Below are 21,157 nucleotides of genomic sequence, written 5' to 3' on the forward strand. Positions count from 1 at the left end.
ACATTCCGCTCACGCTCTACTCTGACCCGCACGCCCCCGGGCTGGAGTACCGCCCCTTCGTGGCGGCGACCGCGTCGTCGGAATCGATGTCGGTGTTCGACAACGGCTTGCCCGCCGAGCGCGTCGACTGGCTGCGTGACGGCGTGGTCTCCGCGCTGATCTATCCGCGCGCCACCGCCGCCGAGTTCGACGCGCCCCCGACCGTCCCCGGAGAGAACCTGCTGCTCACCGGCGGCTCGGACGCCACGATCGACGACATGATCGCCCGCACCGAGCGCGGCCTGCTGCTGACCACGCTGTGGTACATCCGGGAGGTCGATCCGGCGACGCTGCTGCTGACCGGTCTCACCAGGGACGGGGTCTACCTGGTGGAGAACGGCGAGGTCACCGCCGCGGTGAACAACTTCCGGTTCAACGAGAGCCCGCTGGACCTGCTCCGGCGGGTGAGCGAGGCGGGCGCGACCGAACTCACGCTGCCGCGCGAATGGAAGGACTGGTTCACCCGGACCGCCATGCCGCCGTTGCGGATTCCGGACTTCCACATGTCGTCGGTCAGCCAGGCGACCTGAGGCCGGGGGTCAAGCGGCCGGGGTGATCTCGATGCCGATGGTCCCGGATTTGCCGCGCCGCAGGTTGCTGCCGAAGATGATCAGCGGACCGGTGAGCCAGTACTTGCGCCGCAGCAGCTTGCGCACCCGTTCGGTGCCCTCGGCGTCGAGGATCCGCCCGGTGCCCTCGACCACCGCGCCGTGCGGCTTGCCGGTCGCGCTGCACGGTTGCAGAGTGACCGCCGGATTGCGCCGCAGTCGCTTGACCTTCCAGCTGTCGGTCACGGTCCAGACGTACAGTTTGCCGTTCTCGGAGACCGCCCACACCGCGGTGCCGACGGGCGTTCCGTCCTTGCGGAAGGTGGTCAGCAGCACGTAGTCGGCCTTCGCGACGGCGTCCAGCGAATTCGTCATGTCGGCAGCGTATCCCGCGTCCCGGCGCGGCGAGCGGCGGAAGTCCACGGCGCCTCGCCGCGGACCTACTCCGGCAGCCGGTACTCCCCCGCTTCCAGGCGTGCCAGCACGCCCGCGGTCCACTGCGACAAGTTGTCGAACGCGCCGCTCCACAACTCCAGCAGATCGGTCGCGTGCGGCGCCTCGTACCGCCCGGGGAAGTCCGGGATCATGGCCAGCAGGCCGGTGCGCACCTCCTCGCTGCGGCGGCGCTGTTCGCGCAGCTTCGCGATGACGTGCGAGCGGGGCAGCGCGTCCATGAAGGCGATGGCCGCGCCGAGTTCCTCCATGTCGATGCTGACCAGCGCCTCGTCCATGAGGTTGCGGAACTCGGCCTCGCCCGCCTCGGTCAGCTCGTACAGGGTGCGCCCCGGCCCCTGGTCGCTGTTCTGGGTGCCGAAGGTGCTCAGCTTTCCCTCGCGCGTCAACTGCTTGAGGGCGTGGTAGATCGAGCCCGGTTTGACGTTCGTCCAGGTCTCGGCGCGCCAGGACAGCAGTTCCCGACGCACGGCATAGCCGTGCACGGGCTGGCGCAGGCGCATCACCCCCAGTACCAGCAGGCGCACGGCGGACACGGCGAACTCCTTTCGTTCCCGAGGGATGGTAGTCAAGTTTGAATTCCGGCGCACCACCGCCCTAAACTCAGCTAGTCAAGTTTGACCACCGCAGGTGACCAGGAGGACCAATGGCCGATACGGCAGTACCGCAGCTCTGGACCGGAGACCTGTCCGGCACGCTGGACTTCTACAAAACGCTCGGCTACTCCGTGACCCACGAGCAGATTCGCCCCTACGTCTACGGCGTCGTGGAGGATCACGGCTGCGCGCTGCATTTCGTGTCGCCACCCAGCGGTGGCGACATACCCGCCGAACGGGCCGGCTGCCTGGTCATGGTCGATGACGTCGCGAGCAGGCATCAGGTCTTCACCGCGGCGTTGCGCACCCGTTACGGCAGGGTTCCCGCGAAGGGACTGCCCCGGATCACCCGCTTCCGGCCGGGACAGTCCCGGTTCACTCTCGTCGACCCGGCGGGCAATCAGGTGATCTACATCCAGCGCGACGAACCCCCGAAAGTGGAATACGGCGGATCCAAGGAACTCGACGGACTGGCCAAGGTGCTGGACAACGCCCGCATCCTGCGCGACTTCAAGAACGACGACAAGGCCGCGTTCCGCGTGCTCGAAGTCGGTCTCGGCCGGTTCCGCGCCGAAGCGCCGCGACTGGAGGTGGCCCGGGCGCTGGCGGCCCTGGCCGAACTGGCTGTCGCCAGCGAGGATCCCGGCCGCGCCGAGCAGTTCCGGGCCGAGCTGCGCGCAATGGGGCTGTCCGCCGAGGAACGCGCGTCCGTCGCCGACGAGCTGCGCGCCGCCGACGAGCTGGCCGCCTGGCTGTCCGAGATGTAGCCACTCGGCGCGACCCCTCACGCCGCGGTCAAGACCTGCGGCCCGTCCGGCGTGATCGCGACGGTGTGTTCGGAGTGGGCCGTGCGCGAGCCGTCCGCCGAGCGAATGGTCCAGCCGTCGGGATCGGTGACGATGCGGTCGGTCGTGCGCGCGAACCAGGGTTCGATGGCGATGGCGAGTCCCGGCCGCAGCCGATAGCCGCGCCCGGGGCGGCCGTGATTGGGCACGTGCGGGTCCTCGTGCATGGTGCGGCCGAGGCCGTGACCGCCGAATTCGGTGTTCACCGGGTAGCCGTACGCGCGCGCCACCGCGGCGATGGCGGCGGAGATGTCGCCGATGCGGTTGCCCGGCAGCGCGACCGCGATCGCCGCGGCCAGCGCGTCCTCGGTGGCTCGCACCAACCGCACGTCCTCGGGCGCGGGTGATCCGATCACGACCGTGGTCGCCGCATCGGCGACCCAGCCGTCGATCCCGACCGCGAGGTCCATGCTCAGCACGTCACCGTCGCGCAGCGAGTAATCGAACGGAAGCCCGTGCAGCACGGCGTCGTTCACCGAGAGACAGACCGTGTTGCGGAACGGCCCGCGCCCGAACGAGGGCGCGTAGTCCCAGTAGCAGGACTGCGCGCCGCGCTCCCGGATGCGCTCGCGCACGTGCGCTTCCAGCTCGAGCAGGTTCACCCCCACGCGGGCGCGCTCACGCAATTCGGCGAGCACACCGGCGACGAAGCGCCCCGCCACTCGCATCCGCGCGATCTCCGCGGGGCTCTTCAACTCGACCATCGTTCCTCCAATGCGCGGTATTTTAATACCACGATAGTCGCGTCGGTATTTTAATACCAGCCACGCTGGTTGCGGTATTTAAATACCGTCCGTAACCTGAGCGCATGGTCCGCCTCCCGTTGACGCCCGCGCAGATCGACGCGGGCCGCCGCCTCGGCGCCGCCCTGCGCGCCGCCCGCGCCGACCGCGAACTCGCCGAGGTCGCACGCGCCGCCGGGATCTCCCCGGAAACGCTGCGCAAGATCGAAACCGGCCGGTTGCCCTCCCCCGCCTTCGGCACGGTGGTCGCGTTGGGCCAGGCACTGTCTGTCCCGCTCGACGATCTCGCGGACATCTGGCGGTCCGCGGGGCTGGCCGAGTCGGCCTAGGACGTCGGCTTCGGAACGATCGCGATGCCGACGGACGCGTCGGCGCCGCGCGGCAGCTCGTGCCCGCGAATGGCGAGTTCGCCGAGAACGTCGCACTCGTCCGCGACCATGTCCGCGCTGCGTACCGTCCGCGTCGAGGACGCGCGCCGCCCGGCGAGACCTCCGCCGAGGCTCACCGATCCCTGGGTGCGCGCGCCGCGGCGAGAAGCCCACAATGGAGGCCATGACGGCCTGGCACCCCGACGGCACCGCCGCTGCGGCGGCGCCCCGAGCGGAACCGGACGCGGACCGGCAGGAGACGAGCGGGGATCTGGTCTGGTACGCCGCGTACGGCTCGAACATGAGCCTGGCCAGGCTGCGCGCCTACCTTCGTGGCGGCAGGCCCGAAGGGGGAACCCTCACCTTCCCCGGCTGCCGCGACCGAGCCGACCCGATCCGCTCGATCCCGCTGCGACTGTCCGGCGTGCTGTACTTCGCGACCGAATCGCTGACCTGGACCGGCGGCCGGGCGTTCTACGACCCGGGCTGTCCGGGCGAGATCGCCGTGCACGCCCATCTGCTCACGGCCGCGCAGTTCTCCGACATCGTGGCGCAGGAGATGTACCGCGCCCCTGGCACGGAGGTCGACCTGACCGAGGTGATCGAGGCGGGCACCACAACGCTCGGGCCGGGACGGTACGAGACCCTGGTCTGCGCGGGAACCCACGCGGGGCACCCCGTGCTCACCTTCACCGCGCCCTGGCGCTATCGCGACGTGCCCGGCAATCCGCCCGCCGCCGCCTACCTGCGGCACCTGGCCGCGGGCCTGCGCGCCGCGCACGGCTGGTCCCGCCACGCGACCGCGGGCTACCTCGCCACCCGTCCGGGAGCCGACCGTCGATGGACCCCCGAGACGGTCCACGCACTGCTCGGCGCCCGCGAGGTCCGGCCCTACGAGGAGGCCGCGGCCCCGGCCCACCTGCCGACTGGCCTCCGGTCCTCGGAGTCCCGGTAGCTGCGTGCCACCAGCGCGGCGCGCAGATACCAGACACCGGAGGCCTGGGCGGGGTCGAATCCGGTGAGCTGGCCGATGCGCTTGAGCCGGTAGTCCACCGTGTTGGTGTGAATGTGCAGCGATCGCGCGGTGCGTTGGCGGTTCAGATTGGTGCCGATATGGCGTTTGAGCGTTTCCAGGAGTTCGGGGTGCTCGTCCAGTGGATCGAGCAGGGTGCGAAGCGTTTCCAGCCCGGGGCCGGGGCGAGTGAGCTGGTATTCCAGCGCCAGGTCGTCGAAGCGGAACAGCCCTCGGGTCCAGCGCAGCCGCTGCACCATGTCGAGCAACTCGTGCGCGCGATCGGCGGCGGTCGGCACCTCGACCGGCGTCGCGGCGATCACCGTCGCGGCGATCGGCACCTGGGCCGCGCGGCCGAGGCTCTCGACCAGTTCGTCGAGCGTCTTGTCCTCCGGCGACACCGACGGCAGCAGGACGGTACCGCCGTCGACGCTGAGCAGCGACAGCGCCGTCTCACCACAGCGGGTCGCGAGTTCGGATTGCACCCTGCGCAGCTTTCGCCGCGCGACCACCGCACCGTCCAGTTGCGGGTTGCGCTCGTCGGGGTGGGGCGGGATCGCCAGCGCGAGAACCGAATACGTGTCGGCGATCTGGATGCCGCATTCGCGCGCCATGGTGCAGGTAGGGTGCCCGCCGAGCAGGGCAGAGGCGAGCGTGTGCGCGGCCGTGTGATGCTCGCCGACCACGGCGCGCAGTTCGGTCACGTACGCCCGCGACACGGTCGAGGTGATGGTGTCCAGGATCTCCAGCAGGCGGCGGCTGATGTCCTTGAGGCTGTCGAAGTCCGCGGCGGTCGCGTTCGCGACGATCAAATCGAAGCCGAGTTTGAAACCCTCGTGCACGGCGTGGTGGATGGTGTCGATCGGAATGCCTTCCCGCGCCCAGCCCGCTGCGGCGTTGCGCAGGAGCAGGGTCTTCTCGGGGATGTCGCCACCGTCGAGCATGCTGACGGCCAGTTCCAGGCACAGGCGGGTGATGTTGGTGATGTCGCCGTTGAGCGCCTCGCCGGGCAGGGTCCGGCAGTGCGCGACGGTCTCGATGAAGTGGCCGACCATTTTGCGCGACAGATTCCGCACGTCCCGTAGTGAAGAACTGGCCGGGCGGCCCGACAGGGTCAGATCCGGACCTGCCGAATCGGTGATGGACATGTGACTCCTTCCCTCCCCGATCGCGGAAAGTACTCAACGGTAACTTGACCGGAACGACGTGCCGAGGGGCGAGCCCGCGGTTGGGGACACCGCCCCACCTCGGCGGCTCCGTTCTGTGAAGCCTCACAACTCGCATTCGCGCGGTCGAAAACTTTCGATCCCCGTCGTAACGTCGGTAGCAGCAGGGTCGCCGGGCGGAGGGAGGGCCATGAATATCGGCCCGCACGAAGAAGATCGCGTCATCGCCGAGGCGTCCCCGAGATTCGATCGCGGCACCGATCGCAGCGGCCCCGACGCGCTGATCCGCATGGGGTTGGAACTGGCGCTCGTGCTGGTCGACGCGGCCGAGGCCGCGGGAAGTCTGGCGCTGGGCCGGTTCGAGCACGCGGCCGCCCGGTGCGCCCAGGCGGGCATCCCGATCGAAGCCGTGCACGCCGTCCTGCGCGACAGTGTCGACGCGGGTCTCGCGGCGCCCGCGACCGACTCCCCGGAGCGCCGCACGCCGCGTGAGCGGGTCGAGCCCGGCGTCCTCAGCGAATTCCTGGAGGCGCTGAACTCCGTGGTGGCGCGCAGCTACGCCGGCTGATCCGGCCCGCCGTTCACAGCGCCGCGACGAGAGCGGCGCTCTCCAGCGCGCATCCGTGACCGATGGTGATGCCGGAGCCGCCGTGACCGTAGTTGTGGACGACGGGTATCCCGGGCAGCACGGTGGTGTCGAGCTCCACCCGGACTTCACGGCGACCAGGGCGCAGCCCGACCACGGTCTCCAGGACCGCACTGTCGGCGAGCGCGGGCGCCAGCTCTCGGCAGCGCCGCAGAATCGATCGGGTGAGATCGGGATTCGGCGTGGTGTCCCACTCGCCGGTGTCCAGGGAACCACCCAGGACACAGTCGTTCGCACGCGGATGAACATAGGCGCGCCCGAGCGGGTGCGCCTCGTCGCGAACCGACACCGACAGACCCGGATTCGCGACCCGGACGATCTGGCCGCGGATCGGATACGCCTCCGGGTCCGCCACGAGTTCCGCGGCCCGCAGACCGGCACAGTTCACCACGACGTCCGGCGACAGGTCGGCGAGATCGTCGAGGCGCCGCACGGAGCGCACCACGCGGCGCGCGCCCGCGGCGTCCACTCGGGCGCTGAGGAACGGCAAGTAGACCGGCATCTCCACCAAGGGAACCTCGAAACGGAACCCGAACCGGTAGCCGGGGGGTAGTTCGTTCCGGCCGGCCGACCGGAACGAGCGCACCGATCGTGACCACTCCGGAATCGCGGGCTCGTCGCGATACAACGCCAAGGAAGAACACATGCGCACGCCGGGCGCACCGGCGGCGGCCAACCCGGCCAAGTGCTCGAAAGTCGTCTCGCTCCAGGCCCGGACACGCTCGGGCGGGCCCGCGGCGGTCGGAAACCATACCGCGGCGGCCAGGAAGGACGTGGTCGCGGTGATCGGCTCGGCGCTGACGACGATCACCTCGTGGCGGCTTCTGAGCAGTTCGGCCGCGGTGGACAAGCCCGAGATGCCCGAGCCGAGGACGACGATCCGCATGGGAGCGAGACTATCGAGCCGGTCGGACCCGCGCGGTTTCCGCAGCACCGCCCCTGGGAGGCGCGAGGTGGGGGGTCAGTCGGCGTCGTCGAGCGACGTGACGCCGGTGGTCGTGGCGACCATCGGCCACTGCGGCCCGACGCAGGTCGCGGCCACGGTGCTGCCCGCCGCGAAACCGCCTCGGCTCTCCCCGGTCCGGGCCACGTCCACCCGCGGACCGGCCTGCTCGGCCGAGCCGATCAGTACACAATCCCAGTTCTCCGACGGCGGCTGGCTGCCCAGCGCGATGGCACCCTCCTCCTGGGTGTCCGGGGACAACGTCGGGCCTGCGGCGGCCAGCCCCGCGCCACCGGCGGCCACCACGACGGCACAGCCCCCGATCGCGGTGAGACGTAGAGCGATCCGAAACATGCGACATCTCCTCTGCGTACGGCCCCCTTGCCGTTCGCGTTGCCGTCTCCGCACCGTTCAAACCGCGCCGGAAACGCGGACTCGACCGCGATGAGCTGACTAGCCGACCGGGACGTGGGTATTGCGAACGGCATGGACGATGGCCGCCTGACCGTGGGTGTGGAAGAGGAGTTCCTGCTCGTCGACCCCCATACCGGCGAACCGCTGGCACGCAATGTCGAGGTGGCGCGCACCGCCGAGGAACTCGGCATCGACCTGCAACTGGAACTGACGCGCTGTCAGGTGGAGGCCAGCACCGCGGTCCACACCGACATCGCCGCGCTGCACCGGCAATTGCGCGAATTGCGCCGCGGCATCGCCACGTGCGCCCAGCGCAACGACGCGCGCCTGCTCGCCGTCGGTATCCCGCCGACCGTACCGCACGAGTTCCCGGTCACCGATACCCCGCGCTACCAGCGCATCGCCGAGAACTTCGGCATGCTGGCCCACGAACAGGGATTGTCGGGGTGCCACGTGCACGTCGGCGTACCCGACGCCGAAACCGCGATCCAGGTCAGCAACCATTTGCGGCCCTGGCTGCCGCAACTGCTCGCCATGACCGCGAATTCGGCGATCTATCGCGGCACCGAGACCGGATTCGCCAGTTGGCGCAGCATCCTGTGGCGACGCTGGCCCAGCGCGGGGCCGCCGCCGTACTTCGAGTCCGCGCGGGACTACGAGGCCATGGTCGCGATGATGCTCAACAGCGGCAGCATCCTGGACAAGCAGATGGTCTACTGGGACGTCCGGCCGTCGGTCTCGTTCCCGACCGTCGAGATCCGGGTCAGCGACATCCCGGCGACGGTCGAGGAAACCGCGCTGTTGGCGGCGCTGGTGCGCGCGATCGTCGGCACGGCGCGCAGGTCGCTGGCCGCCGGAGAGGTCGCGCCGCCGGTGCCCGCCGAAGTGCTGCGGGCGGCGTACTGGAAAGCGGCGCGTTCGGGACTGGCCGGGGACGGTGTCGATCCCCGCGACGGCAATGTGGCGCCGGTTCGCACCTTGCTGAACCGGCTGATCGACCATGTCGCACCCGCGCTGGAGGAGGCCGGTGACCGCGAGTTCGTCGACGAGGCGTTCGCTCGCCTGCTCGCGCGGGGGAACGGGGCGCACCGTCAGGTGACGGCGCTGCGAGCGCGCGACGCGGTCGACGACGTCGTGGAGGAGGTGGCGCGGGCGACCCTCGAAGGTTGCGAGTAGCCGGCTACGGCAGCTGGCGCAGCGTGGCTCAGCTGAGCTCGACGGTCGCGAGCTGCGGTGAGGTCGGTCGTGGCGATCCGTTCGCGGGTTCGATCGTCACGGCGACGACATCAGTCCGGCCGAACCCGGTCGCCACCACACTCGACGGCACCGTGGTCAGCACACCGGCCGACCGCGCGGTCCCCCCGGGGGACACCACCCAGAGCTGGTAGGCCTGTCCGGGCGGTGGCGCGGGTACCGCGTCGAAGATCACCGCAGCGGCGGCGAGCCGGTCCGAGGCGCTCACCCGCAGCGTGCCCCCGACCGGCAGTTCGACCACGCGGGTACGGGAATCCGGATGCCCCAGGATCTGCTCGGCGGTGATCGGGGTGGTATGCGTGCCGGCGATCCGCTCGGCCACCACCACCGTGCCCGCTCCGACACCGATAACGACCGCGGCGGCGACCGCCAGCCGGACCAGGCGGCGCCGCTCGACCAGCCGCCGCGGAGCACGGCGACGGTGGCGCGCAGGCGGAGCCGAGTCGTCGATCGCCCGCAGGATCTTTGACTCCAGCGTGGGCGGTGGATTGACCGCTTCGGCCGCGCTCAGCGCCGCCAGCGTCTCCCGGATCCCGCGCACCGCGGCCGCGAACGCCGCCGCGGTGCCGGAATCGGCCCCGGCGATGCGATCGTCGATGTGCCTTCGCTCGATCTCGGCCACCGCGTCCATCGCGTAGGGGTACGCCAGATCGAGCAGATCCGCGCGGCACGGCTCGGTGTCGGTCATGGCCGGTCGCCTCCGCCAGGACGCCCGCAGTGCGCGCCACCGGCCGATCGGGCGCCCGCCGCTACTGCGGCGTGCGAACGGACCGGAGACCACGCAGGCGGACGATCGCGCGTGGCTCGACCCGCGCCGCGGTCTCGCCCCTGCCCTGTGCCAACCCGCATGCCTTGACTTCGCGGCGCACCGCCGCACGGATTGGATTCTCGCCATATTTCGCCCCCGCACGGGTACGCTGCTCGTCCGCCGGATCGTCCCGATCGTCTCGGCCGAACGTGCCCCTCCGCTCCACGGGAACGGCCCGCGCGCTTGTCCGCTCTCCAGCGCAGAGGAGAACCTCGATGTGCACCGAACTTCGCGACCAGGGCGGCACCCCGCTCGCGCATGTCACCGTGGCACTCGGCTGGGACCCGGCCGCGCGCCCGCGCCTGCTGGGCCGCCGTACGGAGATCGACCTCAACGTGGCGGCACTGCTCTTCGCCGCGGACCGGCTCGTGGACGTCGTCTACCACGAGCAGCTCAGTTCGACGGACGGGTCCGTGCGCCTGCACGGGGACAGCGTCACCGGGGCGGGCACGGGCGACGACGAGGTCGTCAGCGTCGATCTGTCCCGGCTTCCGCCGCACGTCGGCACGGTCCTGTTCCTCGTCACCTCCTACACCGGCCGGACCTTCGACCGGATCGCGAACGCCTACTGCCGGGTGATCGACACGGTGGGGCGTACCCAACTCGCCCGGTACGACCTGACCCGCAGCGGTTCGCACACCGGCCTGGTGCTCGGTCGAGTGCGCCGCGAGGCGGGCGGCTGGCGGTTCGAGGGTGTGGGCGAAGCCTTGCAGGCCAGGCACCCGGTCGAGGCTGTTCCGCAGCTCGCCGACTACCTCGACCGGGCGTGAGGCGACTTCGGTTGCCTCCCAGCGGCTTCGACGCAGGTCGCGCTTCCTGATCGCGCGACGGCCCGTTCCCCCGCCAAGGCGCTTACGCCGCGGCACGGCGCCCGATTGGAATCCGGACGCGCGGGTAGTCGCCGTGCAGGAGGTGTGATATGCCGAAGGAGGTCTCATGACCGAGACGACACAGTCTCGCCCGCCGGCGAACGCACGGTCGGTCACCGAGCTGGTCGAGGACGCCACGGCCCAGCTGTCCCGGCTGATCCGCGACGAACTCCAGCTCGCCCGTATCGAGATGCGGCAGAAGGGCAAACGGTTCGGCCGCGGCGCGGGACTGGCGGGCGTCGCGGCGCTGCTGGCGTTCTACGGCGGGGCGGCGCTGGTCGCCGCGGCGGTGCTCGGCCTCGCCGAGGCGGTGCCGGGCTGGGCGGCCGCGCTGATCGTGGCGGGCGCGCTGCTGGTGGTCGCGGCGATCCTCGGACTGTCCGGGAAGAAGAGCGTGGAGCACGCGAACCCGCCGATCCCCCAGGAGGCGGTCGAGGGTGTGCGCGAGGACATCGAGGTGATCAAGGACAGGAGGCGGGGATGAGTGACAGCCGACCGCAGGCCGGGCAGCCCACCGACGACGTCGCGGCCCTGCGGCGCGACCGCGATCAGGCCAGAGCCGAACTCGGCAGGACGGTCGAACAGCTCGGCCACAAGCTCGACGTGCCCGCGCGGAGCAAGGAGAAGGCGCACGAGGCCGTCGAGGCGACACAGCACGCGGCCTCCGAGGCGGCGCTCGCTGTCACGGACAAGGCGCAACAGGCCAGGAAGGGCGCAGCGGACCTCGCCCACCGGGTGGCGGCCGCGACACCGGAGCCGGTCGCCGCGCGCGGCAGGCAGGCCGGTGGCGCGTTGCGCGCGCACCCGATCCCGGCGGCCCTCGGCGCGGCGGTGATCGCGGCGGTGGTGTGGCAGATCGTACGGAGGCGGCGATGAAGACGCTCTACAAACCGCTCGGCTTGGTGATCAGCGTGCTCGGCGGCCTCGCGGCGAACGCGGTGTTCACCAGGGTGTGGACGCAGATCACGGGTGAGGAGCAGGCCCCGGCGTCCACCGCGCGGGATCATTCCTGGCGCGAGGTGCTGTTCGCCGCGGCGTTGCAAGGCGCCGTTTTCGGTCTGGTCAAGGCCGCGATCGATCGCGCGGGCGCGACCGGCTACGAATCGCTCACCGGCACCTGGCCGGAGTAGCGCCACAGGCCAGAGCGCACCGCGCTACCGCTCGATTCACTGCCGCCGCCGTGAGTTCGGATACTCCGCTCAGGAGTTCCGGATCACGGCGGCGGCAGTGTTCTTTCTTGCCGCTCTGCTCCTCGGACCTGCCAGACCTCCTGCGCAGCGACTACGCGCGCAGTGCTCTCCAACCGGCCGCGACGGCGCGTTCCGGGGGCGCGATACGGCCGGGCACGAGGGGGGACGCACCGCACAGGCTGATCGTGTCGCGGCTGGATGGGGTAAGTTGGCCGCGGAATGCTCGCTCTCTGCGCTGTGCCCGATTGCGCCAGAGACGCGAACCGGAGCGGAGGTCGACGTGGCGTACTGCCGAGGACGCCTCGCCGGCACGGGAGGTGGATGGTGAGTTCCGAAAGCGCGCACCGAGCGCTGGAGGTCGAGGTGCGGTCGGCGGACGCCACGGTGGTCGTCACCGTGCACGGCGAGATAGACATGGCCTCCGCGCCACGCCTGCAGTCGGCGCTCGACGAGGCGCTGCGCGACGCGCCCGCCGCGGTCGTGGTGGACATGTCGAACGTCGGATTCCTCGGCTCCGCCGGTCTCAGCGTCCTGCTGGCCGCCTCGGAGGCCACCGGCTCCGGCGGTTTGCGCGTCGTCCCGAGCGACGCGGCGCGCAGGCCGATCGAGGTGACCGCCCTGGACCGGCTGCTCACGGTGTTCGACTCCGTCGAGGACGCGCTCGCGGTGGACGAGAGCCAGTCACCGAGCTGATCCTCCCGGCACCGCGAAGGTGCAGCGCAGACCCGTCGCGGTTTCGACCCGGCGTCGCCGGGTATTTGCCCGGTCGTCGGCATCGTGTCGATTGAGCGCACCGGGAAGGAGGCCGTATGGCAGACAACCGCGAACACCGACTGGTGGGGGTGCCCGCTGTGGCGGCATTGGCGGATCTCGGATTCGCCTCGGTCGCTTCGGGCGTCATCGCGCGGCGTCGGCCGGTCCTGGGCTTGCTCGAGCGCACCGGGGCCGATTCCCGGGCTATCGAACGCGTGCGGCAACTGCGGCGCGAATTCGGCGCCGGACCGGTCGAGCTCGTGGTGCCGGGCCGCCGGATCGTGGTCGTTCTCGACCCGCAGGACGTCGGGCGGGTCCTGGCCGACGCGCCGACACCGTTTCACCCGGCCAATCGAGAGAAGCGCGCCGCGCTACGCCAGTTCCAGCCGCACGGCGTCCTGCTGTCCCAGGGCCCGATCCGGGATCAGCGCCGCGCCGTGAACGAGGCCGCGCTGGACTCGGCCGAGCCACTGCATCGCCTGGCCGGGCCGTTCGCCGAGGCCATCGCGGAGGAGGCCCGCGAGCTGATCGTGTCGGCCCTCCACCGCGGTCACCTGGACGCGCGGCAGTTCACCACGCGATGGTGGCGGCTGGTGCGGCGGATCGTCCTCGGTGAGCGGGGACGCGACGACACCGTCCTCACCGACGAACTCTCCCGGCTGCGCTCGGCGGGAAACTGGTCGTTCCTGGCGCCCGCGCATCGCAGGCAGCGCGACCAGTTCACCAATCGGCTCTACCGCCACGTCGAATCCGCTCCGCCGGACAGCCTCGCGGGCGCGCTCGCCGCGGTGCCCGCGGGCGGGGCCACCGATCCGGTCGGGCAGATACCGCACTGGTTGTTCGCCTTCGACGCGGCGGGCATCGCGCTCAGCCGCGCACTGGCGGTGCTGAGCACCCACCCCGAGCATCACGCCCGCGCGCTGGCCGACGCCGTCGACCCGGGCCGCGTCGATTTGCGCGGCTATCTGCGCGCCTGCGTGCTGGAGTCGGTGCGGCTGTGGCCGACCACGCCCATGCTGTTGCGCGACATCACCGCCGACACCCACTGGCGCGACGGCGACGAGCGCTTCACCATCGCGGCCGGTGCCGCCTTGATGATCGCGGTTCCGGCCTTCCACCGGGACGCCGATCTGCTGCCGTTCGCCGACCGATTCGTCCCGGACATCTGGCTCGACGGCCGCGCGGAGCAGTATCCGCAACTGGTGCCGTTCAGCGCGGGCCCGGCCGACTGCCCCGGCCGCAATCTGGTTCTGTTCGTCACCAGCACGCTGCTCGCACACCTGCTCACCTCGGCCGACTTCCGGCTGCGCTCCACGCCGCGCCCGAACCCGGACGGCCCGCTGCCGGTGACCTTCAACAACTTCGGTCTCGACTTCACCGTCGAGCCGTGCATGACACAGGCCGGCTGAGCGCCCGTCGCGCGTTCCGGCGGGCGGCCGGGCAGTGCGGGAACGAACGCTGCGGGCAGAGAGACGAACGGCCGCGCTCGGCGCCGGAGCGCCGAGCGCGGCCGATACCGTCACCGCGGGTCAGTTCAGCATTACCGGCTGGCACCCGCGGCGGCGCCGATGAGGCCGCCGACCACGCAGCCGGGAAAGACCCCGACCACGAAGAAGACGAGCCCGATCAGCGCACCGACGGCACAGCCGATCGCCAACCCGCCCAGGGTGGTCGCCGGGTCACCGATGAACCGCGGCGCGCCCGGCTCCGGCACGGCGGCGCCGACCGGCGTCAAGGTCAATGTCGTCCCGGCCGCATCGATGTCCGGCGTCACACCGACCTGCTGTCCGAACGCGGACTGCACGGTGGTCGGCACCGTCGTCAGCACCGCGCCGTCGGGCCCGACCACCGCGATTTCCCCGTCCGGCAGGTAAGCGAAGGTGCCGGAATCGAGCGTGACCGCCGCGCTCGACCGGTCCGGCGCGACGGTCGCGGTGTAACCGACACCGCTGTCGTTCGCGCTGAGCGCGGGGCTGTCGAACTCGGTCTGCCCGTACGCGGTCGCCGCGGTCACGCCGGTGGCGGCAATGGTCAGCAACGTGGTCGCAACCAATTTCGTGAACTTCATGAGCCTTCCCATCCTCAGCAGATTCGATCTGTCGTTACCTGGGTACAGCCGTGGAGCACTAGCGATTATAGAGGTTACGCATCACTGTCTCCGGCAACTGAGAATGCCCGAAATGTCTTGCCAGCCAGGGCCTTCCGCTACTCCAGCTCGCCTTCGGTCGCCAAGTAGACCTGACGCAGCCGGTCGAGCGTGTCCGGTTCGGGATTTTCCCACAGCTTCCGCTCGGCCGCCTCCAGCAGCCGCTCGGCAATGCCGTGCAGCGCCCACGGATTGGACTGCTCCATGAACTTCCGGTTCACGTCGTCGAAAACGTAGCTCTCGGTGAGTTTCTCGTACATCCAGTCGGCTACCACGTTGGTGGTGGCGTCGTAGCCGAACAAGTAGTCGACGGTCGCCGCCATCTCGAACGCGCCCTTGTAACCGTGCCTGCGCATGGCCTCGAGCCAACGAGGATTCACCACGCGCGCGCGGAACACCCGCGTCGTCTCCTCCGACAGCGTCCGGGTGCGCACCGCGTCCGGACGGGTGCTGTCGCCGATATAGGCCTCCGGATTCTTGCCGGTCAGCGCACGCACCGTGGCCACCATGCCGCCGTGGAACTGGAAATAGTCGTCGGAGTCGGCGATGTCGTGCTCGCGGGTGTCGGTGTTCTTGGCGGCCACCGCGATTCGGCGATACGCGCCGCGCATGTCCTCGGCGGCGGGCGCGCCGTCGAGATCGCGCCCGTAGGCGTAGCCGCCCCATGCGGTGTACACCTGGGCGAGGTCGTCGTCGGTGCGCCAGCTCTTCGCGTCGATCAGCTGCAGCAGCCCCGCCCCGTAGGTGCCCGGTTTCGAGCCGAAGATGCGGGTGGTGGCGCGCCGCTGGTCGCCGTGCTCGGCGAGATCCGCGAGGGCGTGCGCGCGCACGTAGTTCGCTTCGACCGGCTCGTCCAGGTCGGCGACCAGGCGAACCGCGTCGTCCAGCAGAGCGAGCACATGGGGGAAGGCATCGCGGAAGAAGCCGCTGATGCGCACCGTGACGTCGATGCGGGGACGGCCCAGCTCGTCGAGCGGGAGCACCTCCAGCGTGCGGACCCGGCGGCTCGCCTCGTCCCAGACCGGCCGGACGCCCAGCAGCGCGAAGACTTCGGCGATGTCGTCGCCCGAGGTCCGCATGGCGGAGGTGCCCCAGATCGACAGACCCACCGACCGCGGATAGTCGCCGTGGTCGGCCCGGTAGCGGTCGAGCAGGGATTCCGCCATGGCCTGTCCGGTCTCCCAGGCCAGCCGGGACGGCACGGCCTTCGGGTCGACCGAATAGAAGTTGCGTCCGGTCGGCAGGACGTTGATCAGACCGCGCAACGGCGAGCCGCTCGGCCCGGCCGGGATGAACCCGCCGTCGAGCGCGTGCAGCACCCGCGCGATCTCGACGCCGGTCTGCCGCAGGCGCGGCACCACCTCGCGGGCCGCGAACCGCAGCACGCGGCGGACCTCGGCGTTGTCGGTGAGACCGTCGACCGCGTCCGCCGACCAGTCCGCCGCCTGCAACGCCGCGACCAGCGCGCGGGCGCGTTCTTCCACCGCGTCGACGCGCTCGCGCGCCTCGCCGCCCGACTCGTCCAGGCCGAGTGCTTCGCGCAGGCCGGGCACGCTGCGCTCACCGCCCCACAGCTGACGCGCGCGCAGCATGGCCAGCACCAGGTCGAGTTCGCTCTCCCCCACCGGCGCGCGGCCGAGCACGTGCAGGCCGTCGCGGATCTGCACGTCCTTGATCTCGCACAGCCAGCCGTCGACGTGCAGCAGCATGTCGTCGAAGGAGTCCTCGTCCGGGCGCTCGGTGAGGCCGAGGTCGTGGTCCATCTTCGCGGCGCGCATCAGCGTCCAGATCTGCTGACGGATGGCGGGGAGCTTGGCCGGGTCGAGCGCGGAGATGTTGGCGTGCTCGTCGAGCAACTGCTCCAGACGCGAGATGTCGCCGTAGCTCTCGGCGCGGGCCATCGGCGGGATCAGGTGATCGACCAGGGTCGCGTGCGCGCGCCGCTTGGCCTGTGTGCCCTCGCCCGGGTCGTTCACCAGGAAGGGGTAGATCAGCGGCAGGTCGCCGAGGGCGGCGTCGGTGCCGCAGGAGGCCGACATGCCGAGCGTCTTGCCGGGCAGCCATTCCAGGTTCCCGTGCTTGCCCAGGTGCACCATCGCGTCGGCTCCGAAACCCTGTGGGTCGCTGAGCCACCGGTAGGCCGCGAGGTAGTGGTGGCTGGGCGGCAGGTCGGGGTCGTGGTAGATCGCGACGGGGTTCTCGCCGAAACCGCGCGGCGGCTGGACCATGAGCACGACGTTGCCGAAACGCAGCGCGGCGATGACGATCTCCCCGTCCGGATCGGACGAGCGGTCGACGTAGAGTTCGCCCGGCGGCGGGCCCCACGCGTCCACCACGGCGTCGCGCAGGTCGTCGGGCAGGGTGTCGAACCAGGCCGCGTAGGTCGCCGCGCCGATGCGGATCGGGTTGCCCTCCAGCTGTTCGGCGGTCAGCCAGTCGGGGTCTTGGCCGCCCGCCGCGATCAGGGCGTGGATGAGCGCGTCACCGTCCTGTTCGTCCAGGCCGGGGACCTCGCCGGGAGCACCGAGATCGTAACCGGCGCGGCGCATTTCGGTGAGCAGACCGATGGCGCTGGCCGGGGTGTCCAGACCGACGGCGTTGCCGATGCGGGCGTGCTTGGTGGGGTAGGCCGACAGCATGACGGCGACCCGCTTGCGGGCGGCCGGAATATGGCGCAGCCGCGCATAGCGGGTCGCGATGCCCGCGACACGGGCGGCCCGCTCGGGATCGGGGACGTAGGTGGACAGGCCGTCGGCGTCGAATTCCTTGAAGGAGAACGGGACCGTGATGATCCGCCCGTCGAATTCCGGCACGGCGACCTGGGTCGCGACGTCCAGCGGGGAGAGCCCGTCGTCGTTGGCCTCCCATTGGTCGCGGCCGGTGGTCAGGCACAGTCCTTGCAGGATCGGCACGTCCAGGTCGGCGAGCGCACCGACATCCCATGCCTCGTCCTCGCCGCCCGCCGACGCGGTGGCGGGCTTGGTGCCGCCCGCGGCAAGCACCGTCACCACCAGGGCGTCGGCTCGGCGCAGCGTGGCGATCAGCTCGGGTTCGGCGGTGCGCAGCGACGCGCAGTACAGCGGCAGCGCCCGCGCGCCCGCCTGTTCGACGGCGGTGCACAGGGCGTCGACATAGGCGGTGTTTCCGGCCAGATGCTGGGCGCGGTAGTAGATCACCGCGACGGTCGGCCCGTCCGCGGGCGTGGCGGCGGCCCGGTCCAGTTCGCCCCAGCTGGGGAGCTGAATCGGCGGTTCGAAGCCGTGGCCGGTCAGCAGCACGGTGTCGGACAGGAAATTGTGCAGCTGCCGCAGGTTCTCCGGGCCGCCTGCGGCAAGGTAGTTGTGCGCGTCGGCCGCGACGCCACCCGGAACGGTGGAGCATTCCATCAGCTCGGCGTCCGGGGCGAGCTCGCCGCCGAGCGCGACCAGCGGAATCCCGCTCGCGCGCAGCGCCTCCAGTCCGTCCTCCCAGGCTCGCTTGCCCCCGAGGATGCGCACGATCACCAGGTCGGCGCCGTCGAGCAGACCGGGCAGGTCGTCGACCAGCAGGCGCGCCGGATTTCCCCAGCGGTAGTCGGCGCCGCTGGCGCGGGCACTGAGCAGATCGGTGTCGGACGTGGACAACAGCACAATCACAGGTGGCAGCCTTCCTCGGGTGACGCGCCCATCAAGGGGTTCGCTGCTCGCCGGAGAGGGTCTGGCTTTCTACAGTGGCGCGACCGCACCGGACTTCCACCGGTTTCCTCGTCGTCCGCCGAGCACGCCGAGCCTACCCGCCGCCGCGATCATCCTCGAGCGCGTGTCCGGTGCCGTGGTCACGATCGCGGGCGGCCAGGAAGTCGTCGACGAGTCGCGCGCACTCCTGCGCGGTGGTGGGCGGGAAGCCGACCAGCCTGGTGAAGACGATCGGACCCACGAGCTGGGCCAGGGCGAGCATCACGTCGAATTCGCCGAGCTGCGCGCGCACCTGCGGATCGCCGAACAATTGGTCGAACGGCTCGCGGTACTGCTCGATGAGCCGCTGACGCAGCGAGGTGAACGCCGGGCCCGCGCCGGGTTCGCCGCGTTCGCCGGTGGCCAGCCAGGCCAGCGTGGATATCTGCAGCGGGGCCTCGTTGATCACCGCGGCCTGCCTGATGAGCAATTCGGTCAGGCGCACGCGCAGCGGCCCGGCGGGCGGCGCCTCGATGACCGGAGGAAGCAGACGCTCCAGCGTGGCGGCGCGCAATTGCATGGCGTTGTCGAAATGCCGGTACAGCGTGGTGCGCGCGACCTTCGACATGGTGGTGACCGCTTCTACGGTCACCGCCTCCAGCCCACCGGTTTTCAGCAGAGCCGTGGCGGCGTCGAGCAGTCTGGCGCGCGAGCGCAGCTTGCGGGGATCGACATCGTCACCGGACTCGGGGTGCGGCGGGGTCGGTCGGGCAGCACCGGTCATGGGTCGAACATTCCTCCTCCGGGACGCCTATCGCCACCCGGTCAACTTATGATACTGCTAGTAGCGTAGCGATACTGACAGTTCTGTTCTGCCGGGAGGCGCCATGGAGTCCACCACGACGCGTTTGTCAGCCGCTCAGCGGTGGATGCTGGCGATCTCCTGCGCCACGGTGGCCCTGGTCGTCGCCTCGATGGCGGCGTTGTACACGGCGCTGCCGGAGATAGCCGGCGCGACCGGGGCCAGTCAGCACCAGCTCACCTGGATCATCGACGGGTACACCCTGGCGCTGGCCTGCCTGGTGCTCCCGGCGGGCGCGCTCGGCGACCGGTACGGGCGGCGCGTCGTGCTGATCATCGGGCTGTTGGTGTTCGCGGTGGCCTCGGCGACACCCGTACTGCTCGACACGCCCGGCTGGTTGATCGCGGGCCGGACGGTGGCGGGGGTGGGCGCGGCGCTCGTCATGCCCTCGACCCTGTCGCTGATCACCGCCGGGTTTCCCGAGTCACGCCGGGCCGATGCCGTCGGACTGTGGGCGGGCGTCGCGGGCGCGGGCGCGGTGCTCGGCATCCTCGGGTCGGGCCTGTTGCTGGAGCTGTGGTCGTGGGTGTCGATCTTCCTCACCATGACCGTCGCAGGCTTGCTGCTGATGATCGCGGGATGCACGCTGCCCGAGTCGGTCGACGTGGCTCGTCCCAGGCTGGACCTGTGGGGCGCGCTCACCTCGGCCACGGCCGTCGGATCGCTGGTGGTGGCCGCGATCGCGGCGCCGGAGCGCGGGTGGCTGGATCCGATGGTGATCGGCACGGCCGTCGTGGCGGTGCTGGCGGCGGTGGCGTTCGTGGTGGTCGAGACCCGGGTGGCGCACCCCTTGCTCGATGTGCGCCTGTTCCCCCATCGAGGCTTCGGTTCCGGCACGGCGACGGTGACCGTGCAGTTCCTCGTCTGCTTCGGAACCTTCCTGCTGATGGTCCAGTTCCTGCAGCTGATCCTCGGGTACCGGCCGCTGATGTCGGCGCTGGCGATGGCGCCGATGGTGGTGCCGATGGTGGTGATCTCCGCGGTGGCGCCCCGGCTGGCCGAACGGGTCGGACCGCGCCTGCCGATAGCAGGCGGGCTGGCGAGCATCGGGATCGCGCTCATCGCACTCGCCGGCCTCGACGTCGACAGCACCTACGTCGACCTGCTCTGGCCGCTCCTGATCATGAGCGGCGGCACCGGACTGTGCACCGCACCCGCGACGGCCGCGATCATCGCGGGCACCCCGGCGGCGAAGCACAGCGTCGCCGCCGCGGTGAACGACGCCGCGCGCGAAGTGGGCGCGGCGGTCGGCATCGCCATCGCGGGCAGCATCCTGGCCGCCGGGTACAGCAGCCGCATCGCGCCCGCCCTGCCGAAAGTGCCCGAACAGCTCCGCGAACCGGTCGGCGACTCGCTGGCCGCGGCGCTGCAGGTCACCGACCGGGTGGGCCCGCAAGCCGCGCCGCTGGCCGAGTTCGCCGAGTCGGCTTTCGTCTACGGCGTCCAGCAGTCGGCGCTTGCCCTGGGCATTCTCACCTGTGTCGCCGCCATCCTCATCGGCGTGTGGGCGCCGGGCCGCGCGAAAGCGGAAGCCGCGGCCCCGCGACCGGAAACGCAACCGACGACGCCGTGATACTCGCTCGCGCCGTGCCGTCGCGGCGCGACCCCTCGAATCACGACACCATCGAGGCGACAGCGCGCAAGGAAACCGTTGCGCGCGAACTCGATTCGGGTCGCGGACCAGCCCGCTCCGCACCGGACCTAGATGTACGGCCCAGGGACGTTGGTCAATCGGCTGATGGGGGTCTTCTTACCGATGGCGGAGTGTTGCCGGTGGTGATTGTAGGCGTGGAGCCAGGCCGGTAGGGCGGCTCGTCTGGCTTGTTCGGACTGGTAGTGGCGGGCAAAG

General features: G+C 70.8%; 25 protein-coding genes. 13 read left to right on the forward strand and 12 right to left on the reverse strand.

The features are described from left to right. A partial coding sequence (locus HOV91_RS32610; RefSeq protein ID WP_246351277.1) for a metallopeptidase TldD-related protein occupies positions 1–569 on the forward strand: 569 nt, incomplete at its 5' end. 9 nt (positions 570–578) lie between these two features. On the opposite strand, the gene HOV91_RS32615 is transcribed toward HOV91_RS32610, so the two are convergent. Continuing rightward, the gene (locus HOV91_RS32615; RefSeq protein WP_174189108.1) at positions 579–962 is read right to left on the reverse strand and encodes a PPOX class F420-dependent oxidoreductase; all 384 of its coding nucleotides are present in this window, start codon (positions 960–962) and stop codon (positions 579–581) included. 65 nt (positions 963–1,027) lie between these two features. After that, positions 1,028–1,576, reverse strand: coding sequence for a PadR family transcriptional regulator (locus HOV91_RS32620; RefSeq protein ID WP_174189109.1), 549 nt, complete (start codon positions 1,574–1,576; stop codon positions 1,028–1,030). 110 nt (positions 1,577–1,686) lie between these two features. Here HOV91_RS32620 and HOV91_RS32625 point away from each other — a divergent pair, with 110 nt between their 5' ends. Continuing rightward, positions 1,687–2,403 carry a DUF8817 family protein gene (locus HOV91_RS32625; protein WP_174189110.1) on the forward strand — a complete coding sequence of 239 codons (717 nt, stop codon included), beginning with the start codon at positions 1,687–1,689 and terminating at the stop codon, positions 2,401–2,403. 17 nt (positions 2,404–2,420) lie between these two features. Here HOV91_RS32625 and map read toward each other — a convergent pair whose 3' ends face one another. After that, complete coding sequence (gene map, locus HOV91_RS32630) at positions 2,421–3,185, reverse strand: type I methionyl aminopeptidase (RefSeq protein WP_174189111.1); 765 nt, start codon at positions 3,183–3,185, stop codon at positions 2,421–2,423. Between the two features lie 104 nt (positions 3,186–3,289). On the opposite strand from map, the gene HOV91_RS32635 reads away from it, so the two are divergent. Further along, entirely contained in the window at positions 3,290–3,553 is a 264-nt protein-coding gene (locus tag HOV91_RS32635; RefSeq protein WP_174189112.1) for a helix-turn-helix domain-containing protein, read from the forward strand. Here HOV91_RS32635 and HOV91_RS32640 read toward each other — a convergent pair. Next, a complete protein-coding gene (locus HOV91_RS32640) occupies positions 3,550–3,729 on the reverse strand; it encodes a hypothetical protein (protein ID WP_174189113.1) in 180 nt (59 codons plus the stop codon). The two genes, HOV91_RS32635 and HOV91_RS32640, sit on opposite strands and share 4 nt — an antisense overlap. A gap of 47 nt (positions 3,730–3,776) precedes the next feature. On the opposite strand from HOV91_RS32640, the gene HOV91_RS40295 reads away from it, so the two are divergent. Beyond that, complete coding sequence (locus HOV91_RS40295; RefSeq protein WP_246351279.1) at positions 3,777–4,547, forward strand: histone deacetylase; 771 nt, start codon at positions 3,777–3,779, stop codon at positions 4,545–4,547. Here the strand turns inward: HOV91_RS40295 and HOV91_RS32650 are convergent. Next, on the reverse strand, positions 4,484–5,752 hold the full coding sequence (locus HOV91_RS32650) for a PucR family transcriptional regulator (protein WP_174189114.1): 1,269 nt from the start codon (positions 5,750–5,752) through the stop codon (positions 4,484–4,486). The genes HOV91_RS40295 and HOV91_RS32650 overlap by 64 nt on opposite strands. A gap of 208 nt (positions 5,753–5,960) precedes the next feature. Here HOV91_RS32650 and HOV91_RS32655 point away from each other — a divergent pair, with 208 nt between their 5' ends. Further along, positions 5,961–6,338, forward strand: a complete 378-nt coding sequence (locus HOV91_RS32655; protein ID WP_174189115.1) for a hypothetical protein — start codon at positions 5,961–5,963, stop codon at positions 6,336–6,338. A 13-nt stretch (positions 6,339–6,351) separates the two neighbouring features. Here HOV91_RS32655 and HOV91_RS32660 read toward each other — a convergent pair whose 3' ends face one another. Together HOV91_RS32660 and HOV91_RS32665 are read right to left on the reverse strand one after the other, a co-directional pair. Continuing rightward, the gene (locus tag HOV91_RS32660) at positions 6,352–7,302 is read right to left on the reverse strand and encodes an FAD-dependent oxidoreductase (RefSeq protein ID WP_174189116.1); all 951 of its coding nucleotides are present in this window, start codon (positions 7,300–7,302) and stop codon (positions 6,352–6,354) included. 75 nt (positions 7,303–7,377) lie between these two features. Next, complete coding sequence (locus HOV91_RS32665; RefSeq protein WP_174189117.1) at positions 7,378–7,713, reverse strand: hypothetical protein; 336 nt, start codon at positions 7,711–7,713, stop codon at positions 7,378–7,380. Between the two features lie 132 nt (positions 7,714–7,845). Between HOV91_RS32665 and HOV91_RS32670 the strand changes: the two genes are divergently transcribed. Beyond that, a complete protein-coding gene (locus tag HOV91_RS32670; RefSeq protein WP_174189118.1) occupies positions 7,846–8,949 on the forward strand; it encodes a glutamate--cysteine ligase 2 in 1,104 nt (367 codons plus the stop codon). A gap of 28 nt (positions 8,950–8,977) precedes the next feature. Here HOV91_RS32670 and HOV91_RS32675 read toward each other — a convergent pair whose 3' ends face one another. Then, positions 8,978–9,715 carry an anti-sigma factor gene (locus HOV91_RS32675; RefSeq protein WP_174189119.1) on the reverse strand — a complete coding sequence of 246 codons (738 nt, stop codon included), beginning with the start codon at positions 9,713–9,715 and terminating at the stop codon, positions 8,978–8,980. 335 nt (positions 9,716–10,050) lie between these two features. Between HOV91_RS32675 and HOV91_RS32680 the strand changes: the two genes are divergently transcribed. From HOV91_RS32680 to HOV91_RS32705, 6 genes are all read left to right on the forward strand, one after another. Further along, positions 10,051–10,605, forward strand: a complete 555-nt coding sequence (locus tag HOV91_RS32680; protein WP_174189120.1) for a TerD family protein — start codon at positions 10,051–10,053, stop codon at positions 10,603–10,605. 166 nt (positions 10,606–10,771) lie between these two features. Further along, positions 10,772–11,188, forward strand: coding sequence for a phage holin family protein (locus HOV91_RS32685; protein ID WP_174189121.1), 417 nt, complete (start codon positions 10,772–10,774; stop codon positions 11,186–11,188). Beyond that, positions 11,185–11,580 (forward strand): DUF3618 domain-containing protein, encoded by a 396-nt coding sequence (locus HOV91_RS32690; RefSeq protein WP_174189122.1) that lies wholly within the window; start codon positions 11,185–11,187, stop codon positions 11,578–11,580. The genes HOV91_RS32685 and HOV91_RS32690 overlap by 4 nt, the downstream gene beginning before the upstream one ends. Beyond that, complete coding sequence (locus HOV91_RS32695; RefSeq protein ID WP_174189123.1) at positions 11,577–11,834, forward strand: DUF4235 domain-containing protein; 258 nt, start codon at positions 11,577–11,579, stop codon at positions 11,832–11,834. Before HOV91_RS32690 ends, HOV91_RS32695 begins: the two co-directional genes overlap by 4 nt. A 381-nt stretch (positions 11,835–12,215) precedes the next feature. Next, the gene (locus tag HOV91_RS32700) at positions 12,216–12,587 is read left to right on the forward strand and encodes an STAS domain-containing protein (RefSeq protein ID WP_217441395.1); all 372 of its coding nucleotides are present in this window, start codon (positions 12,216–12,218) and stop codon (positions 12,585–12,587) included. Positions 12,588–12,703: 116 nt separating this feature from the next. Next, entirely contained in the window at positions 12,704–14,056 is a 1,353-nt protein-coding gene (locus tag HOV91_RS32705) for a cytochrome P450 (RefSeq protein WP_174189124.1), read from the forward strand. 131 nt (positions 14,057–14,187) lie between these two features. Here the strand turns inward: HOV91_RS32705 and HOV91_RS32710 are convergent, their stop codons facing one another. The 3 genes from HOV91_RS32710 to HOV91_RS32720 form a co-directional block, all read right to left on the reverse strand. Continuing rightward, on the reverse strand, positions 14,188–14,715 hold the full coding sequence (locus HOV91_RS32710) for a DUF8020 domain-containing protein (RefSeq protein WP_174189125.1): 528 nt from the start codon (positions 14,713–14,715) through the stop codon (positions 14,188–14,190). Between the two features lie 137 nt (positions 14,716–14,852). Further along, positions 14,853–18,428: a cobaltochelatase subunit CobN gene (gene cobN, locus HOV91_RS32715; RefSeq protein ID WP_174189126.1), complete on the reverse strand. Its 3,576-nt coding sequence runs from the start codon at positions 18,426–18,428 to the stop codon at positions 14,853–14,855. A 133-nt stretch (positions 18,429–18,561) separates the two neighbouring features. Next, the gene (locus HOV91_RS32720; protein WP_174189127.1) at positions 18,562–19,230 is read right to left on the reverse strand and encodes a TetR/AcrR family transcriptional regulator; all 669 of its coding nucleotides are present in this window, start codon (positions 19,228–19,230) and stop codon (positions 18,562–18,564) included. A 103-nt stretch (positions 19,231–19,333) separates the two neighbouring features. Between HOV91_RS32720 and HOV91_RS32725 the strand changes: the two genes are divergently transcribed. Then, positions 19,334–20,881, forward strand: coding sequence for an MFS transporter (locus tag HOV91_RS32725; RefSeq protein ID WP_174189128.1), 1,548 nt, complete (start codon positions 19,334–19,336; stop codon positions 20,879–20,881). A gap of 128 nt (positions 20,882–21,009) precedes the next feature. On the opposite strand, the gene HOV91_RS32730 is transcribed toward HOV91_RS32725, so the two are convergent. After that, positions 21,010–21,157, reverse strand: a 148-nt coding sequence (locus HOV91_RS32730) for an integrase core domain-containing protein (RefSeq protein WP_174189129.1), incomplete at its 5' end; no start/stop codon positions are given.

It is taken from the genome of Nocardia barduliensis, assembly GCF_013315795.1.
Taxonomy (GTDB): Bacteria; Actinomycetota; Actinomycetes; order Mycobacteriales; family Mycobacteriaceae; genus Nocardia; species Nocardia barduliensis.

Bases quoted from the DNA above. Each gene is read 5' to 3' on its own strand.
- HOV91_RS32615 (WP_174189108.1), bottom strand. From the start codon at position 962: ATGACGAATTCGCTGGACGCCGTCGCGAAGGCCGACTACGTGCTGCTG.
- HOV91_RS32705 (WP_174189124.1), top strand. From the start codon at position 12,704: ATGGCAGACAACCGCGAACACCGACTGGTGGGGGTGCCCGCTGTGGCG.
- HOV91_RS32685 (WP_174189121.1), top strand. From the start codon at position 10,772: ATGACCGAGACGACACAGTCTCGCCCGCCGGCGAACGCACGGTCGGTC.
- HOV91_RS40295 (WP_246351279.1), top strand. From the start codon at position 3,777: ATGACGGCCTGGCACCCCGACGGCACCGCCGCTGCGGCGGCGCCCCGA.
- HOV91_RS32700 (WP_217441395.1), top strand. From the start codon at position 12,216: ATGGTGAGTTCCGAAAGCGCGCACCGAGCGCTGGAGGTCGAGGTGCGG.
- HOV91_RS32675 (WP_174189119.1), bottom strand. From the start codon at position 9,715: ATGACCGACACCGAGCCGTGCCGCGCGGATCTGCTCGATCTGGCGTAC.
- HOV91_RS32625 (WP_174189110.1), top strand. From the start codon at position 1,687: ATGGCCGATACGGCAGTACCGCAGCTCTGGACCGGAGACCTGTCCGGC.
- HOV91_RS32670 (WP_174189118.1), top strand. From the start codon at position 7,846: ATGGACGATGGCCGCCTGACCGTGGGTGTGGAAGAGGAGTTCCTGCTC.
- HOV91_RS32695 (WP_174189123.1), top strand. From the start codon at position 11,577: ATGAAGACGCTCTACAAACCGCTCGGCTTGGTGATCAGCGTGCTCGGC.
- HOV91_RS32725 (WP_174189128.1), top strand. From the start codon at position 19,334: ATGGAGTCCACCACGACGCGTTTGTCAGCCGCTCAGCGGTGGATGCTG.
- HOV91_RS32635 (WP_174189112.1), top strand. From the start codon at position 3,290: ATGGTCCGCCTCCCGTTGACGCCCGCGCAGATCGACGCGGGCCGCCGC.
- HOV91_RS32655 (WP_174189115.1), top strand. From the start codon at position 5,961: ATGAATATCGGCCCGCACGAAGAAGATCGCGTCATCGCCGAGGCGTCC.
- HOV91_RS32650 (WP_174189114.1), bottom strand. From the start codon at position 5,752: ATGTCCATCACCGATTCGGCAGGTCCGGATCTGACCCTGTCGGGCCGC.
- map (WP_174189111.1), bottom strand. From the start codon at position 3,185: ATGGTCGAGTTGAAGAGCCCCGCGGAGATCGCGCGGATGCGAGTGGCG.
- HOV91_RS32720 (WP_174189127.1), bottom strand. From the start codon at position 19,230: ATGACCGGTGCTGCCCGACCGACCCCGCCGCACCCCGAGTCCGGTGAC.
- HOV91_RS32710 (WP_174189125.1), bottom strand. From the start codon at position 14,715: ATGAAGTTCACGAAATTGGTTGCGACCACGTTGCTGACCATTGCCGCC.
- HOV91_RS32665 (WP_174189117.1), bottom strand. From the start codon at position 7,713: ATGTTTCGGATCGCTCTACGTCTCACCGCGATCGGGGGCTGTGCCGTC.
- HOV91_RS32660 (WP_174189116.1), bottom strand. From the start codon at position 7,302: ATGCGGATCGTCGTCCTCGGCTCGGGCATCTCGGGCTTGTCCACCGCG.
- HOV91_RS32680 (WP_174189120.1), top strand. From the start codon at position 10,051: ATGTGCACCGAACTTCGCGACCAGGGCGGCACCCCGCTCGCGCATGTC.
- HOV91_RS32690 (WP_174189122.1), top strand. From the start codon at position 11,185: ATGAGTGACAGCCGACCGCAGGCCGGGCAGCCCACCGACGACGTCGCG.